Origin of the sequence: Lentibacillus sp. CBA3610, from assembly GCF_013373365.1 — a bacterium.
Lineage (GTDB): Bacteria > Bacillota > Bacilli > Bacillales > Amphibacillaceae > Lentibacillus.
This window is the reverse complement of sequence record NZ_CP035925.1, coordinates 21,206-42,874: the sequence shown is the minus strand read 5'-3', so window position 1 is coordinate 42,874 and position 21,669 is coordinate 21,206. Positions and strand designations below refer to the sequence as shown.

15 protein-coding genes, 2 rRNA genes and 1 pseudogene are annotated in these 21,669 nt (G+C 44.7%); 4 read left to right on the top strand and 14 right to left on the bottom strand.

Annotated features, from left to right (window positions below):
* Positions 1–24: 24 nt before the first annotated feature.
* The 3 genes from Len3610_RS00210 to Len3610_RS00200 form a co-directional block, all read right to left on the bottom strand.
* Positions 25–2,935 (bottom strand): 23S ribosomal RNA (locus tag Len3610_RS00210).
* A gap of 158 nt (positions 2,936–3,093) precedes the next feature.
* Positions 3,094–4,660: ribosomal RNA gene (locus Len3610_RS00205) — 16S ribosomal RNA — on the bottom strand.
* The 16S and 23S rRNA genes sit together here, the layout of an rRNA operon.
* Before the next feature lie 957 nt (positions 4,661–5,617).
* Positions 5,618–6,496 (bottom strand): nucleotidyltransferase-like protein, encoded by an 879-nt coding sequence (locus Len3610_RS00200; RefSeq protein ID WP_176446191.1) that lies wholly within the window; start codon positions 6,494–6,496, stop codon positions 5,618–5,620.
* Positions 6,497–6,709: 213 nt separating this feature from the next.
* Here Len3610_RS00200 and Len3610_RS00195 point away from each other — a divergent pair, with 213 nt between their 5' ends.
* On the top strand, positions 6,710–7,099 hold the full coding sequence (locus Len3610_RS00195; RefSeq protein WP_176446190.1) for a DUF2614 family zinc ribbon-containing protein: 390 nt from the start codon (positions 6,710–6,712) through the stop codon (positions 7,097–7,099).
* A 99-nt stretch (positions 7,100–7,198) separates the two neighbouring features.
* On the opposite strand, the gene perR is transcribed toward Len3610_RS00195, so the two are convergent.
* The 6 genes from perR to Len3610_RS00165 all read right to left on the bottom strand — a co-directional run bounded on the left by perR (position 7,199) and on the right by Len3610_RS00165 (position 11,487).
* The gene (perR, locus tag Len3610_RS00190; protein WP_303699855.1) at positions 7,199–7,645 is read right to left on the bottom strand and encodes a peroxide-responsive transcriptional repressor PerR; all 447 of its coding nucleotides are present in this window, start codon (positions 7,643–7,645) and stop codon (positions 7,199–7,201) included.
* A 260-nt stretch (positions 7,646–7,905) separates the two neighbouring features.
* Positions 7,906–8,466: a cob(I)yrinic acid a,c-diamide adenosyltransferase gene (locus Len3610_RS00185; protein WP_176446188.1), complete on the bottom strand. Its 561-nt coding sequence runs from the start codon at positions 8,464–8,466 to the stop codon at positions 7,906–7,908.
* 2 nt (positions 8,467–8,468) lie between these two features.
* On the bottom strand, positions 8,469–9,419 hold the full coding sequence (locus tag Len3610_RS00180) for a D-2-hydroxyacid dehydrogenase (protein ID WP_176446187.1): 951 nt from the start codon (positions 9,417–9,419) through the stop codon (positions 8,469–8,471).
* A gap of 29 nt (positions 9,420–9,448) precedes the next feature.
* Positions 9,449–10,138, bottom strand: a complete 690-nt coding sequence (locus Len3610_RS00175) for a sugar transferase (RefSeq protein WP_176446186.1) — start codon at positions 10,136–10,138, stop codon at positions 9,449–9,451.
* Between the two features lie 262 nt (positions 10,139–10,400).
* Positions 10,401–10,841 carry a thioredoxin-dependent thiol peroxidase gene (bcp, locus tag Len3610_RS00170; RefSeq protein WP_176446185.1) on the bottom strand — a complete coding sequence of 147 codons (441 nt, stop codon included), beginning with the start codon at positions 10,839–10,841 and terminating at the stop codon, positions 10,401–10,403.
* A gap of 193 nt (positions 10,842–11,034) precedes the next feature.
* Positions 11,035–11,487: a potassium channel family protein gene (locus Len3610_RS00165; RefSeq protein ID WP_176446184.1), complete on the bottom strand. Its 453-nt coding sequence runs from the start codon at positions 11,485–11,487 to the stop codon at positions 11,035–11,037.
* Between the two features lie 143 nt (positions 11,488–11,630).
* Between Len3610_RS00165 and Len3610_RS00160 the strand changes: the two genes are divergently transcribed.
* Positions 11,631–12,935 (top strand): glutamate-1-semialdehyde 2,1-aminomutase, encoded by a 1,305-nt coding sequence (locus tag Len3610_RS00160; protein ID WP_176446183.1) that lies wholly within the window; start codon positions 11,631–11,633, stop codon positions 12,933–12,935.
* A 681-nt stretch (positions 12,936–13,616) separates the two neighbouring features.
* Here the strand turns inward: Len3610_RS00160 and Len3610_RS00155 are convergent.
* The 3 genes and pseudogenes from Len3610_RS00155 to mutY form a co-directional block, all read right to left on the bottom strand.
* The gene (locus tag Len3610_RS00155; protein WP_176446182.1) at positions 13,617–15,368 is read right to left on the bottom strand and encodes an ABC transporter ATP-binding protein; all 1,752 of its coding nucleotides are present in this window, start codon (positions 15,366–15,368) and stop codon (positions 13,617–13,619) included.
* A 366-nt stretch (positions 15,369–15,734) separates the two neighbouring features.
* Positions 15,735–16,261 (bottom strand): annotated as a pseudogene (locus tag Len3610_RS00150) (hypothetical protein).
* Positions 16,262–17,250: 989 nt separating this feature from the next.
* On the bottom strand, positions 17,251–18,321 hold the full coding sequence (mutY, locus tag Len3610_RS00145) for an A/G-specific adenine glycosylase (RefSeq protein WP_176446181.1): 1,071 nt from the start codon (positions 18,319–18,321) through the stop codon (positions 17,251–17,253).
* Positions 18,322–18,502: 181 nt separating this feature from the next.
* On the opposite strand from mutY, the gene Len3610_RS00140 reads away from it, so the two are divergent.
* On the top strand, positions 18,503–19,489 hold the full coding sequence (locus tag Len3610_RS00140) for a metal-dependent hydrolase (RefSeq protein ID WP_176446180.1): 987 nt from the start codon (positions 18,503–18,505) through the stop codon (positions 19,487–19,489).
* Between the two features lie 143 nt (positions 19,490–19,632).
* Here the strand turns inward: Len3610_RS00140 and Len3610_RS00135 are convergent, their stop codons facing one another.
* A complete protein-coding gene (locus Len3610_RS00135; protein WP_176446179.1) occupies positions 19,633–19,962 on the bottom strand; it encodes a YfhH family protein in 330 nt (109 codons plus the stop codon).
* Between the two features lie 90 nt (positions 19,963–20,052).
* Here Len3610_RS00135 and Len3610_RS00130 point away from each other — a divergent pair, with 90 nt between their 5' ends.
* Positions 20,053–20,712, top strand: a complete 660-nt coding sequence (locus tag Len3610_RS00130; RefSeq protein ID WP_176446178.1) for an SDR family NAD(P)-dependent oxidoreductase — start codon at positions 20,053–20,055, stop codon at positions 20,710–20,712.
* Between the two features lie 24 nt (positions 20,713–20,736).
* On the opposite strand, the gene recX is transcribed toward Len3610_RS00130, so the two are convergent.
* Positions 20,737–21,552: a recombination regulator RecX gene (gene recX / locus Len3610_RS00125; RefSeq protein ID WP_369693619.1), complete on the bottom strand. Its 816-nt coding sequence runs from the start codon at positions 21,550–21,552 to the stop codon at positions 20,737–20,739.
* Between the last annotated feature and the right edge of the window lie 117 nt (positions 21,553–21,669).

The following is a 21,669-nucleotide window of genomic DNA, read 5'->3' as shown; positions in this document are numbered from 1 at the left end:
GAGTTCCATTCAACCACATATGGTTTAGTTAAGTCCTCGATCGATTAGTATCCGTCAGCTCCACGTGTCGCCACGCTTCCACCTCGGACCTATCCACTCATCGTCTCTGAGGGATCTTACTCACTTAAAGTGATGGGAAGTTTCATCTTGAGGGGGCTTCATGCTTAGATGCTTTCAGCACTTATCCTTGCCACACGTAGCTACCCCAGCTGTGCTCCTTGGCGGAACAAACTGGTTACACCAGCGGTGTCCATCCCGGTTCCTCTCGTACTAAGGACAGCTCCTCTCAGACTTCCAAACGCCACGACGGATAGGGACCGAACTGTCTCACGGACGTTCTGAACCCAGCTCGCGTACCGCTTTAATGGGCGAACAGCCCAACCCTGGACCGGACTACAGCCCCAGGATGCGATGAGCCGACATCGAGGTGCCAAACCTCCCCGTCGATGTGAACTCTTGGGGGAGATAAGCCTGTTATCCCCGGGGTAGCTTTTATCCGTTGAGCGATGGCCCTTCCATGCGGGACCACCGGATCACTAAGCCGACTTCGTCCCTGCTCGACCTTGTAGGTCTCCGCAGTCAAGCTCCCTTCTGCCTTTGCCACTTCTGCGAATGATTTCCAACCATTCTGAGGGAACCTTTGGCGCCTCCGTACCTTTGGGAGGCGGACCGCCCCAGTCAAACTGCCTGCCTGACACTGTCTCCGGGACCGGATCACGTCCCTGGGTTAGAATGTTCGTACAGCCAGGTGTATCCCACGGTGGCCTCCACGTAAGCTGGCGCTCACGTTTCGACGGCTCCCACCTATCCTGTACAAAGCTGTACCAACATTCAATATCAAGGTGCAGTTAAAGCTCCACGGGTCTTTCCGTCCAGTCGCGGGTAAATGGCATCTCACGCATAGTATATTTCACCGGTCTCTCGTTTGAGACAGTGCCCAAGTCGTTGCACCTTTCGTGCGGTCGAACTTACCCGACAAGGAATTCGCTACCTTAGGACGTTATAGTTACGGCCGCCGTTTACTGGGCTTCGGTTTGGCGCTTCGCGTGACAAGCACGCTAACGCGTCCCTTAAACCTCCAGGCACCGGGCAGGTGTCAGCCCTATACTTTCGCCTTTCGGCTTCGCAGGAGACCTGTGTTTTGGTAAACAGTCGCTTGGGCTATTCACTGCGGCTCTCCTCGGGAGCACCCCTTCTCCCGAAGTACGGGGTCATTTTGCCGAGTTCCTTAACGAGAGTTCTCCGATCACCTTAGGATTCTCTCCTCGCCTACCTGTGTCGGTTGCGGTACGGGCACCTGTGAACTCACTAGAGGCTTTTCTTGGCAGTTGTGGAATCAGGACTTCGGTTACTTCAATTTCCCTCCCCGTCACAGCTTGGGATTGTCAGACGGATTTTACCTGTCCAACTCCTCACTGCTGGGCGCACAAATTCCGACAGTGCGCTTTCCCTATCCTGCTTGCGTCCCCCATCGTTCAAACGCTCACGAGGTGTACCAGGAATATCTGCCTGTTGGCCATCGCCTACGCCTTTCGCCTCGGCTTAGTCCCGAACTAACCCTGAGTGGACGAGCCTTCCTCAGGAAACCTAGGCTTTCGGTGAAAGAGATTCTCCACTCTTTTTCGCTACTCATACCGGCATTCTCACTTCCAAACGCTCCACCAGTCCTCACGGTCTGACTTCACAGCATTTGGAACGCTCTCCTACCATTGTTCGACGAACAATCCGCAGCTTCGGTGATACGTTTAGCCCCGGTACATTTTCGGCGCAGAGTCACTCGACCAGTGAGCTATTACGCACTCTTTAAATGATGGCTGCTTCTAAGCCAACATACTGGTTGTCTGGGCAACTCCACATCCTTTTCCAACTTAACGTATACTAGGACCTTTAGCTGGGCGGTCCGGGCTGTTTCCCTTCGACTATGAACCTTTATCACCCATAGTTCTGACTCCAGGGTTGCGTTACTGGCATTCGGAGTTTGACTGAATCGGTAACCCGGTGAGGGCCCCTAGTCCAATCAGTGCTCTACCTCCAGAACGCTTCTCCCTGAGGCTAGCCCTAAAGCTATTTCGGAGAGAACCAGCTATCTCCGTGTTCGATTGGCATTTCACCCCTACCCACACCTCATCCCCGCATTTTTCAGCATACGTGGGTTCGGGCCTCCAGTCAGTGTTACCTGACCTTCACCCTGGACATGGGTAGATCACACGGTTTCGGGTCTGCGACCGTATACTGTTTACGCCCTATTCAGACTCGCTTTCGCTTCGGCTCCGTGTTTGCCACTTAACCTTGCATACAATCGCAAACTCGCCGGTCCATCTACAAAAAGGTACGCCGTCACATTAAACGGGCTTCGAACTACTTGCAGGCACACGGTTTCAGGTTCTGTTTCACCTCCCTTCCGGGTGCTTTCAACCTTTCCCTCACGGTACTGGTTCACTATCGGTCACCAGGGAGTATTTAGCCTTGGGAGATGGTCCTCCCGGATTCCGACGGAATTTCCCGTGTTCCGCCGTACTCAGGATCCACGCCGGAGGAAATGGCTTTTCGACTACAGGGCTCTTACCTTCTTCGGCTGATCATTCCAGATCGATTCGTCTAAGCCATTTCTTGATAACTCCCATGGCGTGTCCTTCTACCCCGGAAAGCATCGCTTTCCGGTTTGGGCTGTTTCCGTTTCGCTCGCCGCTACTCGGGAAATCGCGTTTGCTTTCTCTTCCTCCGGGTACTGAGATGTTTCAGTTTCCCGGTTGTGCCTCTTGTGCCCTATGAATTCAGACACAAGTACTGCCCCATTACGGACAGCGGGTTGCCCCATTCGGAAATCCCCGGGTCGCAGTCTACTTACGACTCACCGGGGCATATCGGTGTTAGTCCCGTCCTTCGTCGGCTCCTAGTGCCAAGGCATTCACCGTGCGCCATCGTTCACTTAACTAATACGTGCGTTCGTTTGACGAACGTTTTTAAATCAATGTCGTTGAATGTCTTGCTCTTATTTAGTTTTCAAGGTCCAAACTTCGCTTCCACACGAGGGATTTTGCTCCCTCAAAACTGAACCAAACAACCATGTATGACTTCCTTGAAAATCCTTAGAAAGGAGGTGATCCAGCCGCACCTTCCGATACGGCTACCTTGTTACGACTTCACCCCAATCATTGGCCCCACCTTCGGCGGCTGGCTCCGAAAGGTTACCTCACCGACTTCGGGTGTTGCCAACTCTCGTGGTGTGACGGGCGGTGTGTACAAGGCCCGGGAACGTATTCACCGCGGCATGCTGATCCGCGATTACTAGCGATTCCGGCTTCATACAGGCGAGTTGCAGCCTGCAATCCGAAACTGGAATGGTTTTTATTGGATTGCTTCACCTCACGGCTTCGCTGCCCTTTGTTCCATCCATTGTAGCACGTGTGTAGCCCAGGTCATAAGGGGCATGATGATTTGACGTCATCCCCGCCTTCCTCCGGTTTGTCACCGGCAGTCACCTTAGAGTGCCCAACTTAATGCTGGCAACTAAGATCAAGGGTTGCGCTCGTTACGGGACTTAACCCAACATCTCACGACACGAGCTGACGACAACCATGCACCACCTGTCACTCTGTCCCCGAAGGGAACACGGTATCTCTACCGCCATCAGAGGATGTCAAGACCTGGTAAGGTTCTTCGCGTTGCTTCGAATTAAACCACATGCTCCACCGCTTGTGCGGGCCCCCGTCAATTCTTTTGAGTTTCAGCCTTGCGGCCGTAATCCCCAGGCGGAGTGCTTATTGCGTTAACTTCAGCACTAAGGGTGGAAACCCCCTAACACTAGCACTCAACGTTTACGGCGTGGGACTACCAGGGTTATCTATCCCTGTTCGCTACCCACGCTTTCGCACCTCAGCGTCAGTGACAGACCAGAGAGTCGCCTTCGCCACTGTGTTCCTCCACATCTCTACGCATTTCACCGCTACACGTGGAATTCCACTCTCCTCTTCTGTACTCAAGTCCTCCAGTTTCCAATGACCACCCGCAGTTAAGCTGCGGGATTTCACATCAGACTTAAAAGACCCCTGCGTGCCCTTTACGGCCCAATAATTCCGGACCAACGCTTGCCCCCTACGTATTACCGCGGCTGCTGGCACGTAGTTAGCCGGGGCTTTCTGGTCAGGTACCGTCAATGTCCTGCCCTGTTCGAACAGAACGTGTTCTTCCCTGACAACAGAGTTTTACGATCCGAAAACCTTCTTCACTCACGCGGCGTTGCACCGTCAGACTTTCGTCCATTGCGGATGATTCCTACTGCTGCCTCCGTAGGAGTCTGGGGCCGTGTTCTCAGTCCCAGTGTGGCCGATCACCCTCTCAGGTGGCTACGCATCGGTCGCCTTGGTGAGCTCTTACCTCACCAACTAACTAATGCCACCGCGGGCCCATCTGTAGTGACAGCTTAATGCCGTCTTTCAACTGCCGGTCATGCGACCGAAAGTGTCATCCGGTATTAGCTCGCGTTTCCGCGAGTTATCCCGGTCTCACAGGCAGGTTGCCCACGTGTTACTCACCCGTCCGCCGCTCGTTCCACAGGTGAAGCGCCCCGAAGGGCGTTCACCTGCTTCCCGCGCACGACTTGCATGTATTAGGCACGCCGCCAGCGTTCGTCCTGAGCCAAGATCAAACTCTCCAATAAAAGTTTGCCATAAGGTCGACACCGATCAACCTTATAAGTGTCTTAGCTTCAAAAATTGATTCCAGGGGTTAAAGTGTCATCATTCGGATTAAAACAATCCGACTTCCGACCTCTTACCTCTGACATCTGTTTCATACAGGTTGTTTTGTTCAGTTTTCAAAGAGCAAATTCAATGTCGCGCTCAAAAAGCGACTTAATTAGTATATCACCTTCAAACAGCAAAGTCAATAAGTTTTTAAATTGATTTCGTTGTTTGCTCGCATCTCTTTTCGCGACCTTTAATACTTTATCATGATTCTTCACTTTAATCAATGGTTTTTTTAATTGATTTTTTAAAGAAGTGAATCGCGCCGTTAAGGCGACGATATTTAAGATAACATGATATCCTCATGTTTATCAAGAGGAAATTTATAATGTTTCGCCGGCCAAATTCGGTATGAATTTTTGCGACGCATTCAAATGTACCATGCATCATAATGAAAGTCAATAAGTTTTTCCAAAAGAGTAAAATGGCAGCCTGCATACTGATGAACAAATAATCCGCTATCTTAAACCTCCTATCATAGTTAGTCTTTTCGATAATATAGACTGATCAACAAATCACTTGAATGGCTGACTACGTAAACAACAAAAACAATCAGCTTGAAATTCGTCTAACAGCATATTGAAAACATGTCCTCTATACCAACCTAATACTGATTCAGCTTATAGTGTTTAAATAATGATGATTCACATCTTTGTCCGAAAAGCTTCCATATATAAGTCACTATTATTCAATCAGCAGGAGGTTTTTCACTTCCCTTGGTTGATTAGTTGATCGGAATCAAATAGATGCGGGCGGTTTTACCCTCCACTATTTCACCGCATCAGCTAAAAGCAGGTTCCTGCTGCCATACAAAATGGACAGTCATCGCTTCTTGCCAGTCGATCAATTACTGATGACATGCCTCTAAATACCTAACGTTCTTCTGTATTCATCTTATACTTTCGCTTATACACACTTTCAGCTTTTGTTTCAATTTTTTCGGTGGTTATGATTCTTTTTTCGATCAAATAATTCAATATTGCAGCCAGGTCTAATTCATATGGCTTAACACCGGGGTGCTGCTTAATTTCCTCGAATGACCAGGCATCTTGTTTTGTGGCCATAATATCCAGTAAATGCTTTGCGGAAACCTTTGCTCTTCGGCTAATCGCAAAATCCGCAGCCAGTATCATCAGGTGTACCCGTTTAGCTACATCCTCATTGCTTTCAATCAATTCTTCATAAAGTTTGTACACCTCTGGGTCGATTTTCTTGACCTGGTTCCATAATGTCACTTCCGGATAATACCCTCTTTCGATGACCGCAAGTCTTGCTAAATAATGAAGCGAATGAACCATCCGGCTGAAAGCATCCTTATACTGTTCGGTGCCATACAGATCTTTTACTTCCGTATAACTTTTCAGCAGCTTCCCGAATTCAATTACTTTACGTAAATCCCTTCTATCATGGGGAAAACTTCTTAATTGTTCTTTTAACCGGGCTACATACTGATCACGGTCAAAAATAGTTTTCCCCGCCATGATCCATTCGAGTGCTTTCCGATAGCCATTTGTGTCAATCCATTTCAATAATAAGTTTTCAGTTACTGCATGCATGACGGCTGTTTTTCCGTTAAATTCATAATGTTTTTCCTGCCAATTCGTCTCGAGGTTGTTAACAATAATCAGTAAGATCACATCAAAGTTATCGGTTATTGGGCTGTCCGGTTTCTTCTTTTCAATTAAAATAGCCCCTAATGTATCAGAGTCACTTGTATATTCCTGATAAATCGGTCTTAATAAATCTTCCATTTTTCAAATCCTCCATATAGCTTCAATACTATATAATTCGTTATCATTATTATGAAATCCTCTTCCAAAGTCAAAAAACCTTTTTGGAAAAACTTTACTTGTCACGAAATATTCATATAAAGTGACATCAGCCCTATACTCACGTCGTTTTATACTTTATGACGACATAAAATATGCTATACTGGCTCTGTAACATCATAAGGAGGACTATTCATGGCTGACAAGTTGGTCTATACCAGTAAAATAAATAAAATCCGTTCATTTGCTCTCATCCTGATTTTTGTCGGATTTGCTGTTATGTACGGAGGTTTGTTGTCCAGAAATATTGAATGGCTCATGCTGACGTTATTTTTATTTGGCCTTTTGTTTATCATTTTAAGCTGTGTTATTTATTTCTGGATAGGAATGCTCTCAACAAAAGCTGTTCCAATCATGTGTCCTACCTGCGAAAAGCCAACAAAAATGCTCGGGCATGTTGATGCCTGCATGCACTGCAAACAACCGCTGACACTTGATAAAGATCTGGAAGGCATGGAATTCGATGAGAAATACAATAAGCGAAAATACCGGAGAGAGGCAAAAGCTCAAATAAAAGATGAATAACGACCTATGATAAAAACGCCAGCTGCTTTACCAGCTGACGTTTTTATTATAAGAAAAATGATGGATTAATTAATTCCCGAATGACAACATTAAGCTACATTAATGTTGTTGCTTTGCTTCCACTTGCTGGCAGTCTTCACATCTCCCGTAAATTTCCATCCGGTGATGGCTGACATCAAAACCTGTCACTTGTTCGGCTAATGATTCAACCTCATCTAATATCGGATAATGGAAATCCACAATTTTACCACATTCCTCACAAATAATATGATAATGTTCACTTGAGTTATAATCAAAACGGCTTGATGAATCACCATAGGTCAATTCCCGGACAAGGCCGATTTGGCGGAGCACACGTAAATTATTGTACACCGTTGCAACGCTCATGTTTGGAAACTTTCCCTCAAGCGCTTTATAAATCTCATCAGCTGTCGGGTGAACCATTGCGTTTAGAAGATACTCAAGAACCGCATGACGTTGTGGTGTTATGCGTACGCCAGAATCTCTGAGTGTGTTGATCGCTTCCTGCAGTTTCTGATCAGACACCGCCATGCACCCCACTTTCAATAGTATATTCAATCCAGTTGTATTATTATATTATAATTCTTCTAATTAAAGTGTACTCGGTTTTACTGTGTTCTGTCAATATAAGTATATTGCCAACTTGTTTATATTATTAACCTTTTGCAAAATTTGTTACTTTCAAAGCCACAGTCTGCATATAATGGCCCTTCAATCGGGGGGGGGGAATCTTAGTGATAAAAAATGAGCGATACCATTCTTTGATAATCGCTCATTTGACTTAATTAAATATCCGCTTTTAATGGTATTTCCGTCCCCTTCAAAGCCTGGTTGATATATCTCGCAGCTACAAACAGGAAATCGGACAGACGGTTCAAATAGGATATGACCAGCGGATTGACCTCTTCCTGTTCATTCAGAGCGATAGCCGTTCGCTCTGCACGTCTTGCTATTGTTCGTGCTGTGTGCAGGGCACTTGATGCGGAATGTCCCGATGGCAGGATAAAGTTCCGCAGCATTTCCAGATTTTTATCCCACGCATCCATTGTTTCCTCGAGTTCATCAATGTGCGCCTGCTTCAGTTTCCAGGCTACTTCCTTATCATTTGGCGTAGCAAGCTCTGCTCCCACATGAAATAAAATCGTCTGAACGCGGTGCATTTGCTCTGAGAACGCTTCCTTTTCCGGTAATTCTTCCTGATCAAGGAAACTCAAAGCCAGACCAATGAATGAATTGGCCTCGTCGCACGTACCATAAGCTTCCACACGCAGGTCATTTTTCGGTACACGTTTTCCGGAGATTAATGATGTCTCCCCTTTGTCACCTTTTCTCGTATAAATTCGCATCGTTAATACCCCCTGGTTACATCAATTTTGTTCACGTAATCTGTTCCGTTATTCAAATATATTTGCAGGTTCTGATCAAAAATATCAAGCGCACGACGCTGATAGTGCGATGAAACACCTGACAAATGCGGTGTTACCGTGATATTTTCTTCTGTCCAAAACGGATGCTCTTCCGGAAGCGGCTCTTCTTCAAAGACATCCAGTACTGCATGGACAATTTCGCCTTTGCGAACGGCATTTAAAATGGTTTCATCACTGACTGCATCACCTCTGCCCATATTTAAAAACACAGCATGAGAAGGCATTTTCCGAAAATCATCAGTGGTGAAAAATCCTTTCGTCTCCGGTGTGCTCGGCAGGACAGACACGATATAATCCGCTTCAGGCAAAAGGTTCTCCAAATCGTCCTGTTTAACGTTCCAGTCAAAATAACCCACCGGCCGTCCACTTCTGGAAACACCATATACAGTCATTCGAAAAGCCTTTGCCAGCCGTGCCACTTCCTGGCCAATTGCCCCGGTTCCGGCAATAAGCATGGTTTTCCCCGTCAATTCTTCCATCCGTACAGAACGGTCCCAATTTTTTGCCGTTTCATTCGCCATCAATTGTTTAGCCTGGCGGTTGACCTGCAGCAGCATGGCAAACGCATACTCCGCCATTGGGTACTTATGGATTCCCCTCGCATTGGTTACCAGAATCTCGCGTGTGCTGATTGCTTCAAACGGCATACGGTCAATACCGGCAGACAATACCATAATCCATTTCAATTGGGAGGCCCAGCCAATCAAACCGGCAGTCAGATCCTCGCCATAAGTGACTAAAGTGCCCGCTTTGTCTATATGCTGCTCAGCCTCGTCCATATTTTTGCAAAAAATAAAGGTAACATCAGGATAGCGTTCACGCAGTCTTGTTTGGTGTTTTTCTGAAATTTTTGCTGAAAAAAGGGTAATCAATCTAATGCCTCCCTGGCTTTTTCTTACCTCTATCGTAACCGTTTACGGCTGAAATTTCCATTACGAATGCCCTGTTTCAGTGTACGAAACATGATGATAATATCCCATTTCATGGAACAATTCCGGATATAGGAAAGATCATCCCTGATTTTTTTGGCATGGTTTTTATTTGTGCGGCCATTCAGTTGGGCGAAACATGTTAGCCCCGGCCGCACCTGCAGACGCTGCTTTTGATATTGATTGTAATAATCCGCAATATCCGGAATCTCCGGCTTTGGCCCGACAAGAGACATATCGCCTTTTAATACATTAAAAAGTTCCGATATCCGGTCCAGACGATACTTTTGAATCCATTTCCCTGTTGGGGTAACCGTCCGCTGTGATTCACGATTAAAGTGAAAGGCATCCGGCACACCATTAGACCAGCTTTTAGGGAAAGGATGCGGCGGCAGGGCACGAATAACTTTCGAAGCATTTGTCATCGTACGAAACCGCCATCTGATAAATAGACGTTTATCTCTTCCAGCGCGTGCCTCCCGGAAAAATACCGGCCGCCCTTCCTTTTTCAATAGCCGATAACTGATCCAAAGCAATACCGGTGCCAAAACAATCAGACATACCAGACTGATTATGATATCGAATAACCTTTTGACGATTAAAAACAGCTGCTTATGGCGAACGGAAACAGATTGCAAACGGATATGTTGACGCGCCTCCATAAAAGCACACCCCTTTAATGTTTTAGTTAATAAATTTTATTCCTGGGGATGAGCCTATATAACGCAGAAAACATAAATATAATAAAACTGTAATATTAGAAAAACTCAGGCCTGGCCTCGTTTTTCCAGAGGTCAGATGCCGGAAATCAGATTTGGGGAAATCGGCGCATTAGCCGATTTCAGGATTGAAAACGTCATCCGAAATTCTATACGTTTTCCAATTAAAAACAGCCCACCTCTAGATGGACTGTTGTTTCATTCGTTAACTGGCTTCCCGCAAATAACCGAGGGCTTCTTCCACATGCCCGTCGACTTTCACTTTGCGGAATTCTTTCTGCAGATTGCCTTCTTTGTCAATGATGAAAGTGGAGCGTTCAATGCCGCCATTCCAGACACCGTAGTCTTCTGCAGCTTTGTTATCCACATCCGCCAAAAGCATAAATGGTAAGTCATGTTTGTCAATAAACTTCTGATGACTTTCGACCGGATCCGGACTTACACCGATAATGACCGCGTCAAGATCACTGAATTTCTCTTTATTATCCCGGAAGTCACAAGCTTCGTTAGTACAGCCCGGCGTCATATCTTTCGGATAAAAATAGAGAACGACATTCTTACCCTTATAGTCTGACAGGCTTACTTGTTCGCCGTCCTGGTTTTGCAATGTGAAATCGGGTGCTTGTTTACCTACTTCAGCACGCATTGATATCCCTCCATTTAATTAATCGATTGTGTTGTGTTGAGAAAAAACGGTGATGCGTTTTTTCAGATGCCGGAAGTCAGAAGTCGGATTGGAAGAAATCGGTGAGTTAACCGATTTCTGTATTGAAAACATTTATACTATCTTTTCGATTCAAAAAAGATAAACCAATCTTCTCAAACACCTGATATGTCCACTATAGCATATCCTTTTCCCTATCTCTATTCTCCTGATTGTTTTGTACAAGCTTTAATACAAAGGCTGTCGGCAAAATATAACCAATCAGCGCCTGCACAAGTGCAATCAGCCTGCCGATTCCAATCGGTGTAATATCCCCGTAGCCAACCGTGAGCATGGTTACACCGCTGAAGTAAAACGAATGGATCATTGAACCGATAACACTTACTTCCCGCAGTTCACCATCTTCAACTAATAAAACATCATTCATTGAGAGCATAAAATAGATAAATCCGAAACCCAGAATGACGATCAGGTATAACATTAATAATGTATAAAAAATTTCAGCAGAAAACCGTCTTTCCCGCATATGCATGCGTTCGCGAAGTTTTCCGCCACGAATGAAGTCGATAATACTGGTGATGAGAACCGCAGCAATTCCGACGATGACAATCAACGAAATAAAGTCCATAATATCCCTCGCTCTACACTCATCATATGCTTATCCATCCGGTTAATTGCCATTTATTTTTCGTGACCCGCCCGATGCGGTATAATCAGAATGGATATTTATATTTTTTGTACAGAGCGTAATCATTATAGGAGGCATTTTTTATGGATTTTTCTACATCAAAAGCTTTGCATGAAGAAGCGCTGGATCATATCGTTGGCGGCATAAACTCACCATCACGTGCCTACAAAGGTGTCGGCGGTGGTGCACCCGTCTATATGGACCATGCAAAAGGCGCCTATTTCTGGGATGTCGACGGCAATAAGTATATTGATTACCTGGGAGCGTTTGGACCAATCATTACCGGCCACGCTCACCCGCATATCGCAGAGGCGATTACATATGCCGCTAACAACGGCGTCTTGTATGGTACACCGACCAAGCTTGAAAATCAATTCGCCAAAACCCTTAAAACAGCCATCCCATCGCTGGAGAAAGTGCGGTTTGTCAATTCCGGCACAGAAGCTGTCATGACAACAGTCCGGGTAGCACGCGCCTACACTGGCCGGAATAAAATCATTAAATTCTCCGGCAGCTATCACGGCCATTTTGATTCCGTACTGGTCGAAGCGGGATCAGGACCGGCGACATTGGGAACGCCCGATTCAGCAGGTATTCCGCAATCAACCGCAGAAGACGTGATTACCGTCCCATTTAATAACCTGGACACATTCCGGCAAGCAATCGACCGCTGGGGTGATCAAGTTGCAGCTGTTTTGGTTGAACCAATTGTCGGCAACTTTGGGATTGTCAAACCGCATGAAGGGTTTTTGCAATCCGTTAAAGATATTTCGCATGATGCCGGCGCGCTCGTTATCTATGATGAAGTGATTACTGCATTCCGTTTTACATATGGCAGCGCACAGCAAATTTATGGCGTCGAACCGGATATGACCGCAATGGGCAAAATCATCGGCGGCGGGCTGCCAATCGGTGCATACGGCGGACGTCAGGATATTATGGAGCATGTTGCACCACTCGGACCCGCCTATCAAGCCGGCACCATGTCCGGGAACCCTGCATCAATGGCAGCAGGGATCGCTTGTCTGGAAGTGCTGCAGGAAGACGGTGTTTATGACAAACTGGACCAGCTGGGTGAGCGTCTCGAAAATGGTATCCTGGCTAAAGCATCCGAAACGGGTATTCCAGTTTCAATCAATCGCGTATGCGGTGCTCTCACTGTTTTCTTTGGCGATGACACTGTTGAAAATTATGAACAGGCTGAAGCCAGTGATCATGACGCATTCGCCCGGTTTTTCCATCTGATGCTCAAACAAGGGATTAATTTAGCCCCATCCAAGTTTGAAGCATGGTTTTTGACAACCGAACACACTGAAGCCGATATTGATACAACCATTGAAGCCGCCGGCAAAGCATTTGCTGCCATTTCGAAAGATGAGACAAACTAGAATTGCTGTGGATCCCATATTTGCTGATGCGCTGCTGACCGGCTGATCAAGATAAGCAGCTTACGGTATCCCACACATTATGGAAGAGTGCATTATCCCTTCTTTTAATTACAATCGAAAGTTATCCCAAAAAAGGGGCATGTTTTCAAAAAAATTTTTTGACTATCATGCCCCTTTTTCAGGTTTCGGCACGATTGTAGTAGTGAGAAGGGGGTATTGGACCTGAGGCTGCCCGACTAGGTGACGCCCCCGGTATGAGTTTGAGCAATTTTATGCCAGGGGGGCAAGATAAGTCCCTTAGTGCAGCGAGCCGATATTTGTCGGCAGGGAGGCCGTCCTGATAGCTCTCTTATTAACTCGCAGAATCTCTGAATAATGATCTACAGCGATTTTCGCCTAAACTACAGCGATTTCATCCAAATCTATAGCGATTATTGATCAAACTACAGCGATTATGGCATGATCTATAGCGCACCGCTATAAACTACAGCGAATTCAGCTTAATTTACAGCGGCTTTTTTCAAGTAATTTCCAAATGAGTGAATAAGGCTGAGACAAAAGGATGGAATCAAAAAGAAAATCCGAACAGTGATCCAAAATTCTTCAGATAAATTTCGAACCAGTTCGGATTTTTCTATTAAAGTGTTATAACCAGTGTAGATAAGACCCCGCAGTGCAACATCATGAATCATCCAAATTTTGCACTTGATAAAGATCGTAATAATGCCCTTTTCGTGCCATTAATTCAGCATGTGAACCAATTTCCTTAATCTCGCCATCTTCAATATGAACAATGCGGTCAGCATGTGTGATGGTTGCCAGACGGTGAGCGACGATAAATGTCGTCCGATCAGAAGCAAGCCGCTCCATAGCTTCCTGAATAATATGTTCACTTTCCAGGTCGAGTGCTGAAGTTGCTTCGTCGAAAACCAAAATAGGCGGGTTTTTCAAAAATACCCTGGCAATGGCGATACGCTGTTTTTGCCCGCCGGAAAGTTTGACACCGCGTTCGCCGACTAATGTATCGTAACCATCCTGCAACCCCTGAATAAAGTCGTGGGCATTTGCCGCTTCAGCAGCAGCAACCACTTCTTCATCTGTCGCATCAGGATTGCCCATTCGGATATTCATGGCAATTGATTCACTGAACAATATATTATCCTGTAAAACCATGCCGATATTATCACGCAATGAGCGAGCTTTCACATCACGGATATCGGTGCCGTCCACTTTGATTGACCCGCCTGTTACATCATAAAATCGCGGAATCAGGCTGATCAATGTTGACTTACCACCGCCGCTCATACCAACAAAAGCGATTGTTTCACCGCTTTCAACATGAAGCGAGACATCGTTTAATACTTGCGCTTCCTCATCTTCATACTTAAATGATACATGGTCGATGTCGATTTTTCCGTTGACACGTCCAAGCTGTTTGGCATCCTGATTATCAGTAATGTCGTATTGTTCATTCATCAATTCAAACACACGGTCAATCGACGCAATTGACTGAATCAAAACAGTCGAGGAACTGATCAGTCGGCGTAATGGACTGTAGACTCGTTCCATATAGCCGGAAAAAGCAACCATCGTTCCAACTGTGACATCACCTTGAATGACCAGATACCCGGCAACGGCAATCACCAATAGCGGTGCTAAGTCGGTGATAGTATTCATGACAGCAAATGTCTTGGCATTCCAGTCAGTATGATTAAGCGCTTTGTGCAAAAAGTTGGCATTGCGGGAATCAAATTGCCCTTGTTCGTAGTCTTCCAATGCAAAGCTTCTCGTCACCGGAATACCCTGAACCCGCTCGTGCAAATGCCCCTGCACTTCAGCAAGTGCTTGCGAACGCTCCCGTGTCAGTTTTCTGAGTCTGCCATAAAAATACTTCACACAGAATCCAAATATCGGGAATAAAATGATGGCGACAATTGTCAGACCGACATCCATTGTCAGCATAATGCCGATTGCAATCAATATCGTAATCATATCGAGCCAAATATTCATTAAACCTGTCACAACAAAGTTTTTCGTTTGTTCGACATCATGTATTACCCGGGAAATAATTTCCCCGGTTTTTGTCTGAGAATAAAATCGCAAACTCAGCTTTTGGATGTGATCAAACAGCTTATCCCTGACATCATACAGAATTGTGTTCCCTACCCATTGAGCCAGATATTGTCGAAAGTATTCAATCGGCGGACGCAAAATCAAAAAGATGACAAACGCTCCGCCCATCAGCCAGAGTAATTGCTCAACCTTAGCTGCATCGCCCAGATCATCAGCATTAATGATGTTGTCGATAACATACTTTAAAATCAATGGGATCAGGAGCGGGATACCGAATTTCAGGATTCCGATACAAACGGTTATTAAAATTTTCCATTTATACGGTTTAACAAACTGTAAATATTGTCTAATACTGCTCATTATCTTCGCTTCCTTATATCATACTTAAAAACAAAAGCCTTGCTACGGGTTGTAACAAGGATCTATAAAGCCACACTCATTTGATTATAAAACGATTCCGTGTTGTTAAGCAATCAATTGATTTATGCTTCAAATTTTAAATGACGTCTTCAATACAGAAATCGGCTGACTCGTCGATCTCACCCAATCCGACCTCTTACTTCCGGCCTCTGGAAAGACGAGGTGGCAGCCGAAATTTTTCTTAGAAGTTAAGAAGGTATATCACTTCAGAGGGACACTTTCAATCTTGAAATCGGCTAATTCGCCGATTTCTTCCAATCCGACTTCCGGCCTCTGGCATCTGAAAAAACGTGTCAGCGTTTTTTCTTAATACGTTAAATACCGTTCATACCACTGGTCGATAAATTCGCCTGAAAAAGGTCCCTTCCGCTGCCTGACCCAGTCCAGCAAATAATCGATGTGGCGGTATAATATGCGATCCAGCGAACTGGGGTAATTCATTTGCTTTTTATGCTCGTCATATCATCTCATCAAGCAGATCAAATGTCATATCCGGATTATACTTTGACATCGAGATCGTTAATCGATATAATTTTAAATGCTCTTCCGTCATAAAAACAAAGGGTGAGCTGATATACTATATAATAAATCCCATCATTCGCAGCATGCAAAAAACATTTAAACCAATACTCTGCATGGAAATAACAGATGGCGGGTTCTCTTGTTATCCAGCTGCGGCCATTGCTTTCATTTACCTGTGTCTTATCATTCGCGCCGATAACGACCATCTCGGTTCCTTTCAGCACTAACGTATTTTCCCACACGCGGTGCAGGCTGCCATTATGTTTATAACTATGTATTTGTATGGTTGACCCGGCACTTGGAGCAGTCATCCAATCTCTCCTAACCAAGATTATCTTTATGTCGCCAGCGTACACTTATATTGAAACCCTACTATTTCATTATAAGTGCCATGACAGAATTTACAAAAGAAAAGGGCTGGAGACGGATTTAAAACTTCTTTCCCTCTTTGTTTCAGGTTATCGTCTTGAAGTGAAGAGTATCTCGTGTTTTTTGCGGCTTTTTTAACGTAATTTGAACGTAACAGACATTCTCTCGTGCGGTTGAGGTGTGTTTGGTTTGCATTTGAACGTTGCACAGTCTCGTGCGGTTGAGATGGTTGGTTTGCATTTTGAACGTGATGCACAGTCTCTCGTGCGGTTGAGATGTGTTTGGTTTGCATTTTGAACGTGATGCACAGTCTCTCGTGCGGTTGAGATGTGTTTGGTTTGCATTTTGAACGTGATGCACAGTCTCTCGTGCGGTTGAAGCTTGTCGTGCTCACTTTTGATCGTGATGGACATCCTCTCGTGCGGGTTGAAGCCTGTGTTTGGGCGTACCGCTTTGATCGTGACAGGCTCTCTCTTCGTGGTTTGAAAGCTTTCTTTTAGCGCTTACTTTACGTGACTTGAACACTCTCTCGGTCCATTTTCACGGCATTTTTGGCACATTTCCAACGCACTTAAAAAGAGCTCCCTGGGGAAGGGAGCTCTTTCATTTCTAACATTGGGGGTGGTTACGATTTCTTATTTTGCTTTGACTTTTGATTCTGCTTTCTGTAGCCCATCACTATCACCTCCGCAGTCATTACTTTTTCCATTTTAAAAACAGTTATCCGCCATATGCGGAGTTAAAATTAACTGCCAGAGGTATATAATGGGAATAAGAAAAAACTGCCGCGTCTTTTTAGATATCAGAGGTCAGATTGGAAGAAATCGGCGTAACAGCTAATTTCCGTATTAAAAACATCATCCGAAATGTCATGGCTTTTCGAAAAATATAACAGTCGATTCCTGCATACAATAAGGACAAGTCCTCCATTTCATGAAAGATACTGCATCATTTTTTGATGGGAAACCGGGAAGGGATAGTTTTCCAATTCATCACGTCTCACAAAGCGCAAACGGTCATCTGCTGCTTCATCACTTGTTGAGGTTGCGGCCACGACTTCCAATTGCCAGATAATGTGGGAGAATACATGTTTCAGATCACCCTGCTTGGATGATAATTCAACATCGATACCGTATTCCAATTGTACCCAATTTTTTATATGATCTTTCCCGATTTCGTCAACCGGAGCCATCGGAAATTGCCACATATTTGCGAGCAAACCATTTTCAGGCCGTTTTTCGATCACATATTCATCATTGTCATTGCGAATTAAAAGGACAGTGTAGGCGATTTTCTTCTGTTTTTTCGCTTTTGACTTGACCGGAAGCTCCTGTTCCATTCCCGCCTGAAACGCACGGCAATATTCCTGAACCGGACAAAACATGCACATCGGCTCTTTCGGCGTACATATCAGCGCACCAAGCTCCATGACGCCCTGATTGAATGAAGAAGGATCTTCATGTGAAATGAGAGCTTCAGCAAAACGTTCAAATTGTTTTTTTACCTTAGGCTGTGCAATATCATCCTCAATTCTTAAAACGCGCGAAAGCACCCGCATCACATTACCATCAACAGCCGGTTGTGGCCGATCAAATGCAATCGATAATATGGCACCTTTCGTATATGGGCCAATTCCTTTAAGTTTCCCTAATTGCTTTGGATTATCCGGCACTTCACCATTATAGTCAGAAACAACTTCGCGAACAGCGTTTTGCAGATTCCGTGCACGGGAATAGTAGCCAAGTCCCTCCCACGTTTTTAATACATCCTGCTGGTCTGCATATGCTAAATCATATAAAGTTGGATATTTTGACATAAACCGTTGAAAGTACGGAATAACGGTATCAACCTGGGTCTGCTGCAGCATGATTTCAGAAACCCAGACTTTATAGGGATCCTGATCATGACGCCACGGCAGATCCCGTTTATTGTTTTGATACCATTCGATTAATTGTTTTTGAAAACCGTGAATGTCAAAACTCTGTAAAATTTTATCAGTCATTTTGCTACATCCTTTATGTTACACTTGTATTGACTTATGACTTTTTGTTTAATCCCCTGATCAATTATCTCATCGTTTTGAAGCGGGGTTACGAAAAATTACAAACGGAATAAATACGCGGAGCTTATCGCTCTTTACATTCACTATATACCATAACTTAATATTAGGAGGAACCTAACTTATGGATACAGGCACCCATATTGTTATGGGGGTTGCAATCGGCGGACTGTCAACATTGGATCCCGTTGTGCACAATGATCCTGGTTTGTTTGCCGCTGTATTGGCCGGTACAGTTATAGGTTCGCATGCGCCGGATTTTGATACCCTTTTAAAATTGCGTAATAATGCTGTTTATATACGGCATCATCGTGGAGCTACCCACTCCATCCCCGCTGTTCTTATGTGGGGAATTTTGATAGCTGGTGTGATTCATGCAATCGTGCCAGAGGCCAATTTTCTGCATTTATGGGCATGGACTGCTCTCGCGGTGATTATCCACGTTCTTGTTGACATTCCCAATGCTTATGGCACTCAAGCATACCGGCCGTTTTTCAATAAATGGGTTGCGCACGGGGTGATTAATACGTTTGATCCGTATATTTTCATGCTCCATATCGGCGGGATTGTCGCCTGGCTGCTTGGAGCGAATCCGGGCTATACGTTCTTGATCATTTATGCCGTCATTGCACTTTATTATGTAAAACGGTATATAGATAAACGGGAGATTGTGCGGACGATCAAGGAATTTTATCCGAATACCGAACAGATTGCAACCTCGCCAACCATTAAGCAAAATCGCTGGCGTGTAGCTATTACGACAACAGATTACTTTTATGTCGGATCGGTAAAAGATGGCCATATTGATATTGTCGACCAATTTGAGAAAATCCCTTTGCCGGATAACAAACTTTTTCACCTGGCACAACAGGATAAAAATATCGATGCATTTTTGTCATTCTCCCCGGTTTACCGCTGGGAAGTACATGACTTTGATGATTTTACCGAGATTCGATTTATTGATTTACGGTACCGGTCAAATGAGCGCTACCCGTTTGTTGCGGTCGTGCAAATTGATGATAATATGCGTATTTTAACGTCTTATACGGGCTGGATTTTTTCCGAACAAAAGCTGCAGCATAAGCTTGAGGTCGGTGACAATCCGGTTTAAACAACAGCACGGGACTTACCCGGCTGTTGTTTTTTAATCAAAAAAATTTCGGATAACGTTTTCGATATGAAAATCGGTTACCTTGTCGATTTATTTCAAGCTGATCTGGCATCTGAAACGTCAGCCGCCATTTCTATTCATACTCAGGCCTTATCCCCCAGCAGTGAAATCGGAAGGGCTTCTTCTTTTTCATGCACTTCATCCAATAAATTAACACGATGGCCCCAGGCAAACACACCGTTGATATAATTAATTTTAAATTTATAGCCGGGGTCACCATTCAATTCATGTATATCCTGTGCTGAGAAGTCGTCCGGATTCATCATGTAGGCAATAGCGACTTGCATTTTACGCTCATTAATCGCCACTTCGCTGATATTCCCCAGCTGCTCCGCTTTTTGGGCTTTTTCCTTTAGCTTTCCCACTTCTTCCCGCAATTGCTCAACTGTATAATCACTATATCTGAAATCCATCTTTTAATGCTCCCTTCTCTATCAGTTTACATTTTACCAATAGTTTAGCAAAATAGAAATAACCATAACCTATTTTTGGAGGGATACAGAATGTCTACGGTTGCAATCACAGGTGCAGGAAGTGGTCTGGGACGTGCACTGGCACTGGGATATGCCGACAATGGCTATAAAGTATTTTTATTGGGGCGTGACGATACGAAACTTCACCTCGTCCAAAAGAAAATTCAGAAAAATAATGGACAAGCCGAAGTCATCCTTTGTGATGTCCAGGAGCCGGCTTCGGTCAGTATCGCCTTTCAGCAAATTGGCGAGCTGGATGTTTTCATCAATAACGCCGGAATAGGGATCTTTGGGCCGCTGGAGGATTATACCAGCAGTGATATCGATCAAACACTCCATACTAATGTCAAAGGGACTATATTAAGCGTTCAGTCAGCACTCCCACTGATCCGCGAAAGCAATGGGCGTATTTTAACCATCATTTCCACTGCCGGCCTGCGCGGAAAAGTGCATGAATCCATCTATAGTGCCAGCAAGTTTGCCATTAAAGGTTTTACGGAAAGTTTACAAAAGGAATGGGAAAATGAGCCGATTGCGATAACAGCTGTCTACATGGGTGGCATGAACACGCCTTTCTGGGATCATTCGACACATGTGGATGACCCATCGGTTTTAAAGGGACCGGAAGTTGTGGCTGAACAGATTTTTAATGAAGATGATGGGCGAAATGAAATTGTTATCGATCGGTAACTGATTGCATTTCAAAGTCAACTTCTACTCTTCACGTTTCTCATCCAAAAAGATTGTGATTAATTCAATTGTGAAGCCTTTGCGATATAAGGCTTCTTTTATTTTTTGCTCAAGCTCAAAACCGCTGTATTTCGGCTGATGTTTCCGCAGCAATTTTTCACCCTGTTTTACGAGTGCTGCCCATTCAGCATCATCATCTTTTTCATTCCGGAACTCTGCGGTGACAGCTTGGACAACTTCGCCGGAGAACCCTTTTTGCATCAATGTGCCCTGCAGTTGCTGGATTTGCTTCTGGAAGGATTTATTATTGTCAGTTCTCAGTTTTTTCGCCGCCAGCTTCATGGCTTTGTCAAATTGAACATCAAATGTGTACATATCCACCGCTTCACTGGCAATCGCGTTATCAACGCCTTTTTGCATCAGCTCTTGTTTAACAAGCATTGGCCCTTTCTCTGCCGTTTGAATACGTGTTCTGACAAACGCTTGTGCAAATTCGTTGTCGTTAACCAGCCCTTCCTCCGATAATTTGTCCATTATTTTAGCGATATGCTCCTCATCTACTTCTTTTTTGAGCAAATAACCATGGATTTCTTTTTTTGTGCGCATTCGGTAGCTTAGAAAATTGATCGCGAGTGTATATGATTTATGTAACGTATCTTTTTGGATGAGTGCCGTAATGGTTGCGTCATCGAGTTCCATATTTTTACGCAAACGGTACTCGACTAATACGGCTTCATCAACACTGAAACCATACTTCTCTCCTTGCCCGTCATCCAGAAAGATATTGTAACGGTCTTTATGTTTCTTTTGTGTTGTAATCCGGGAAATTTTCGACAACATGACTTCCCCCTTTTTAGACGATTATAACATGATAGCGGACCGAAGAATGAAATACTTAGTGAAAAATAGTAGAATAAACTCAAAGACAGCACTGCTGATAGTTGAGAGTTAATGATT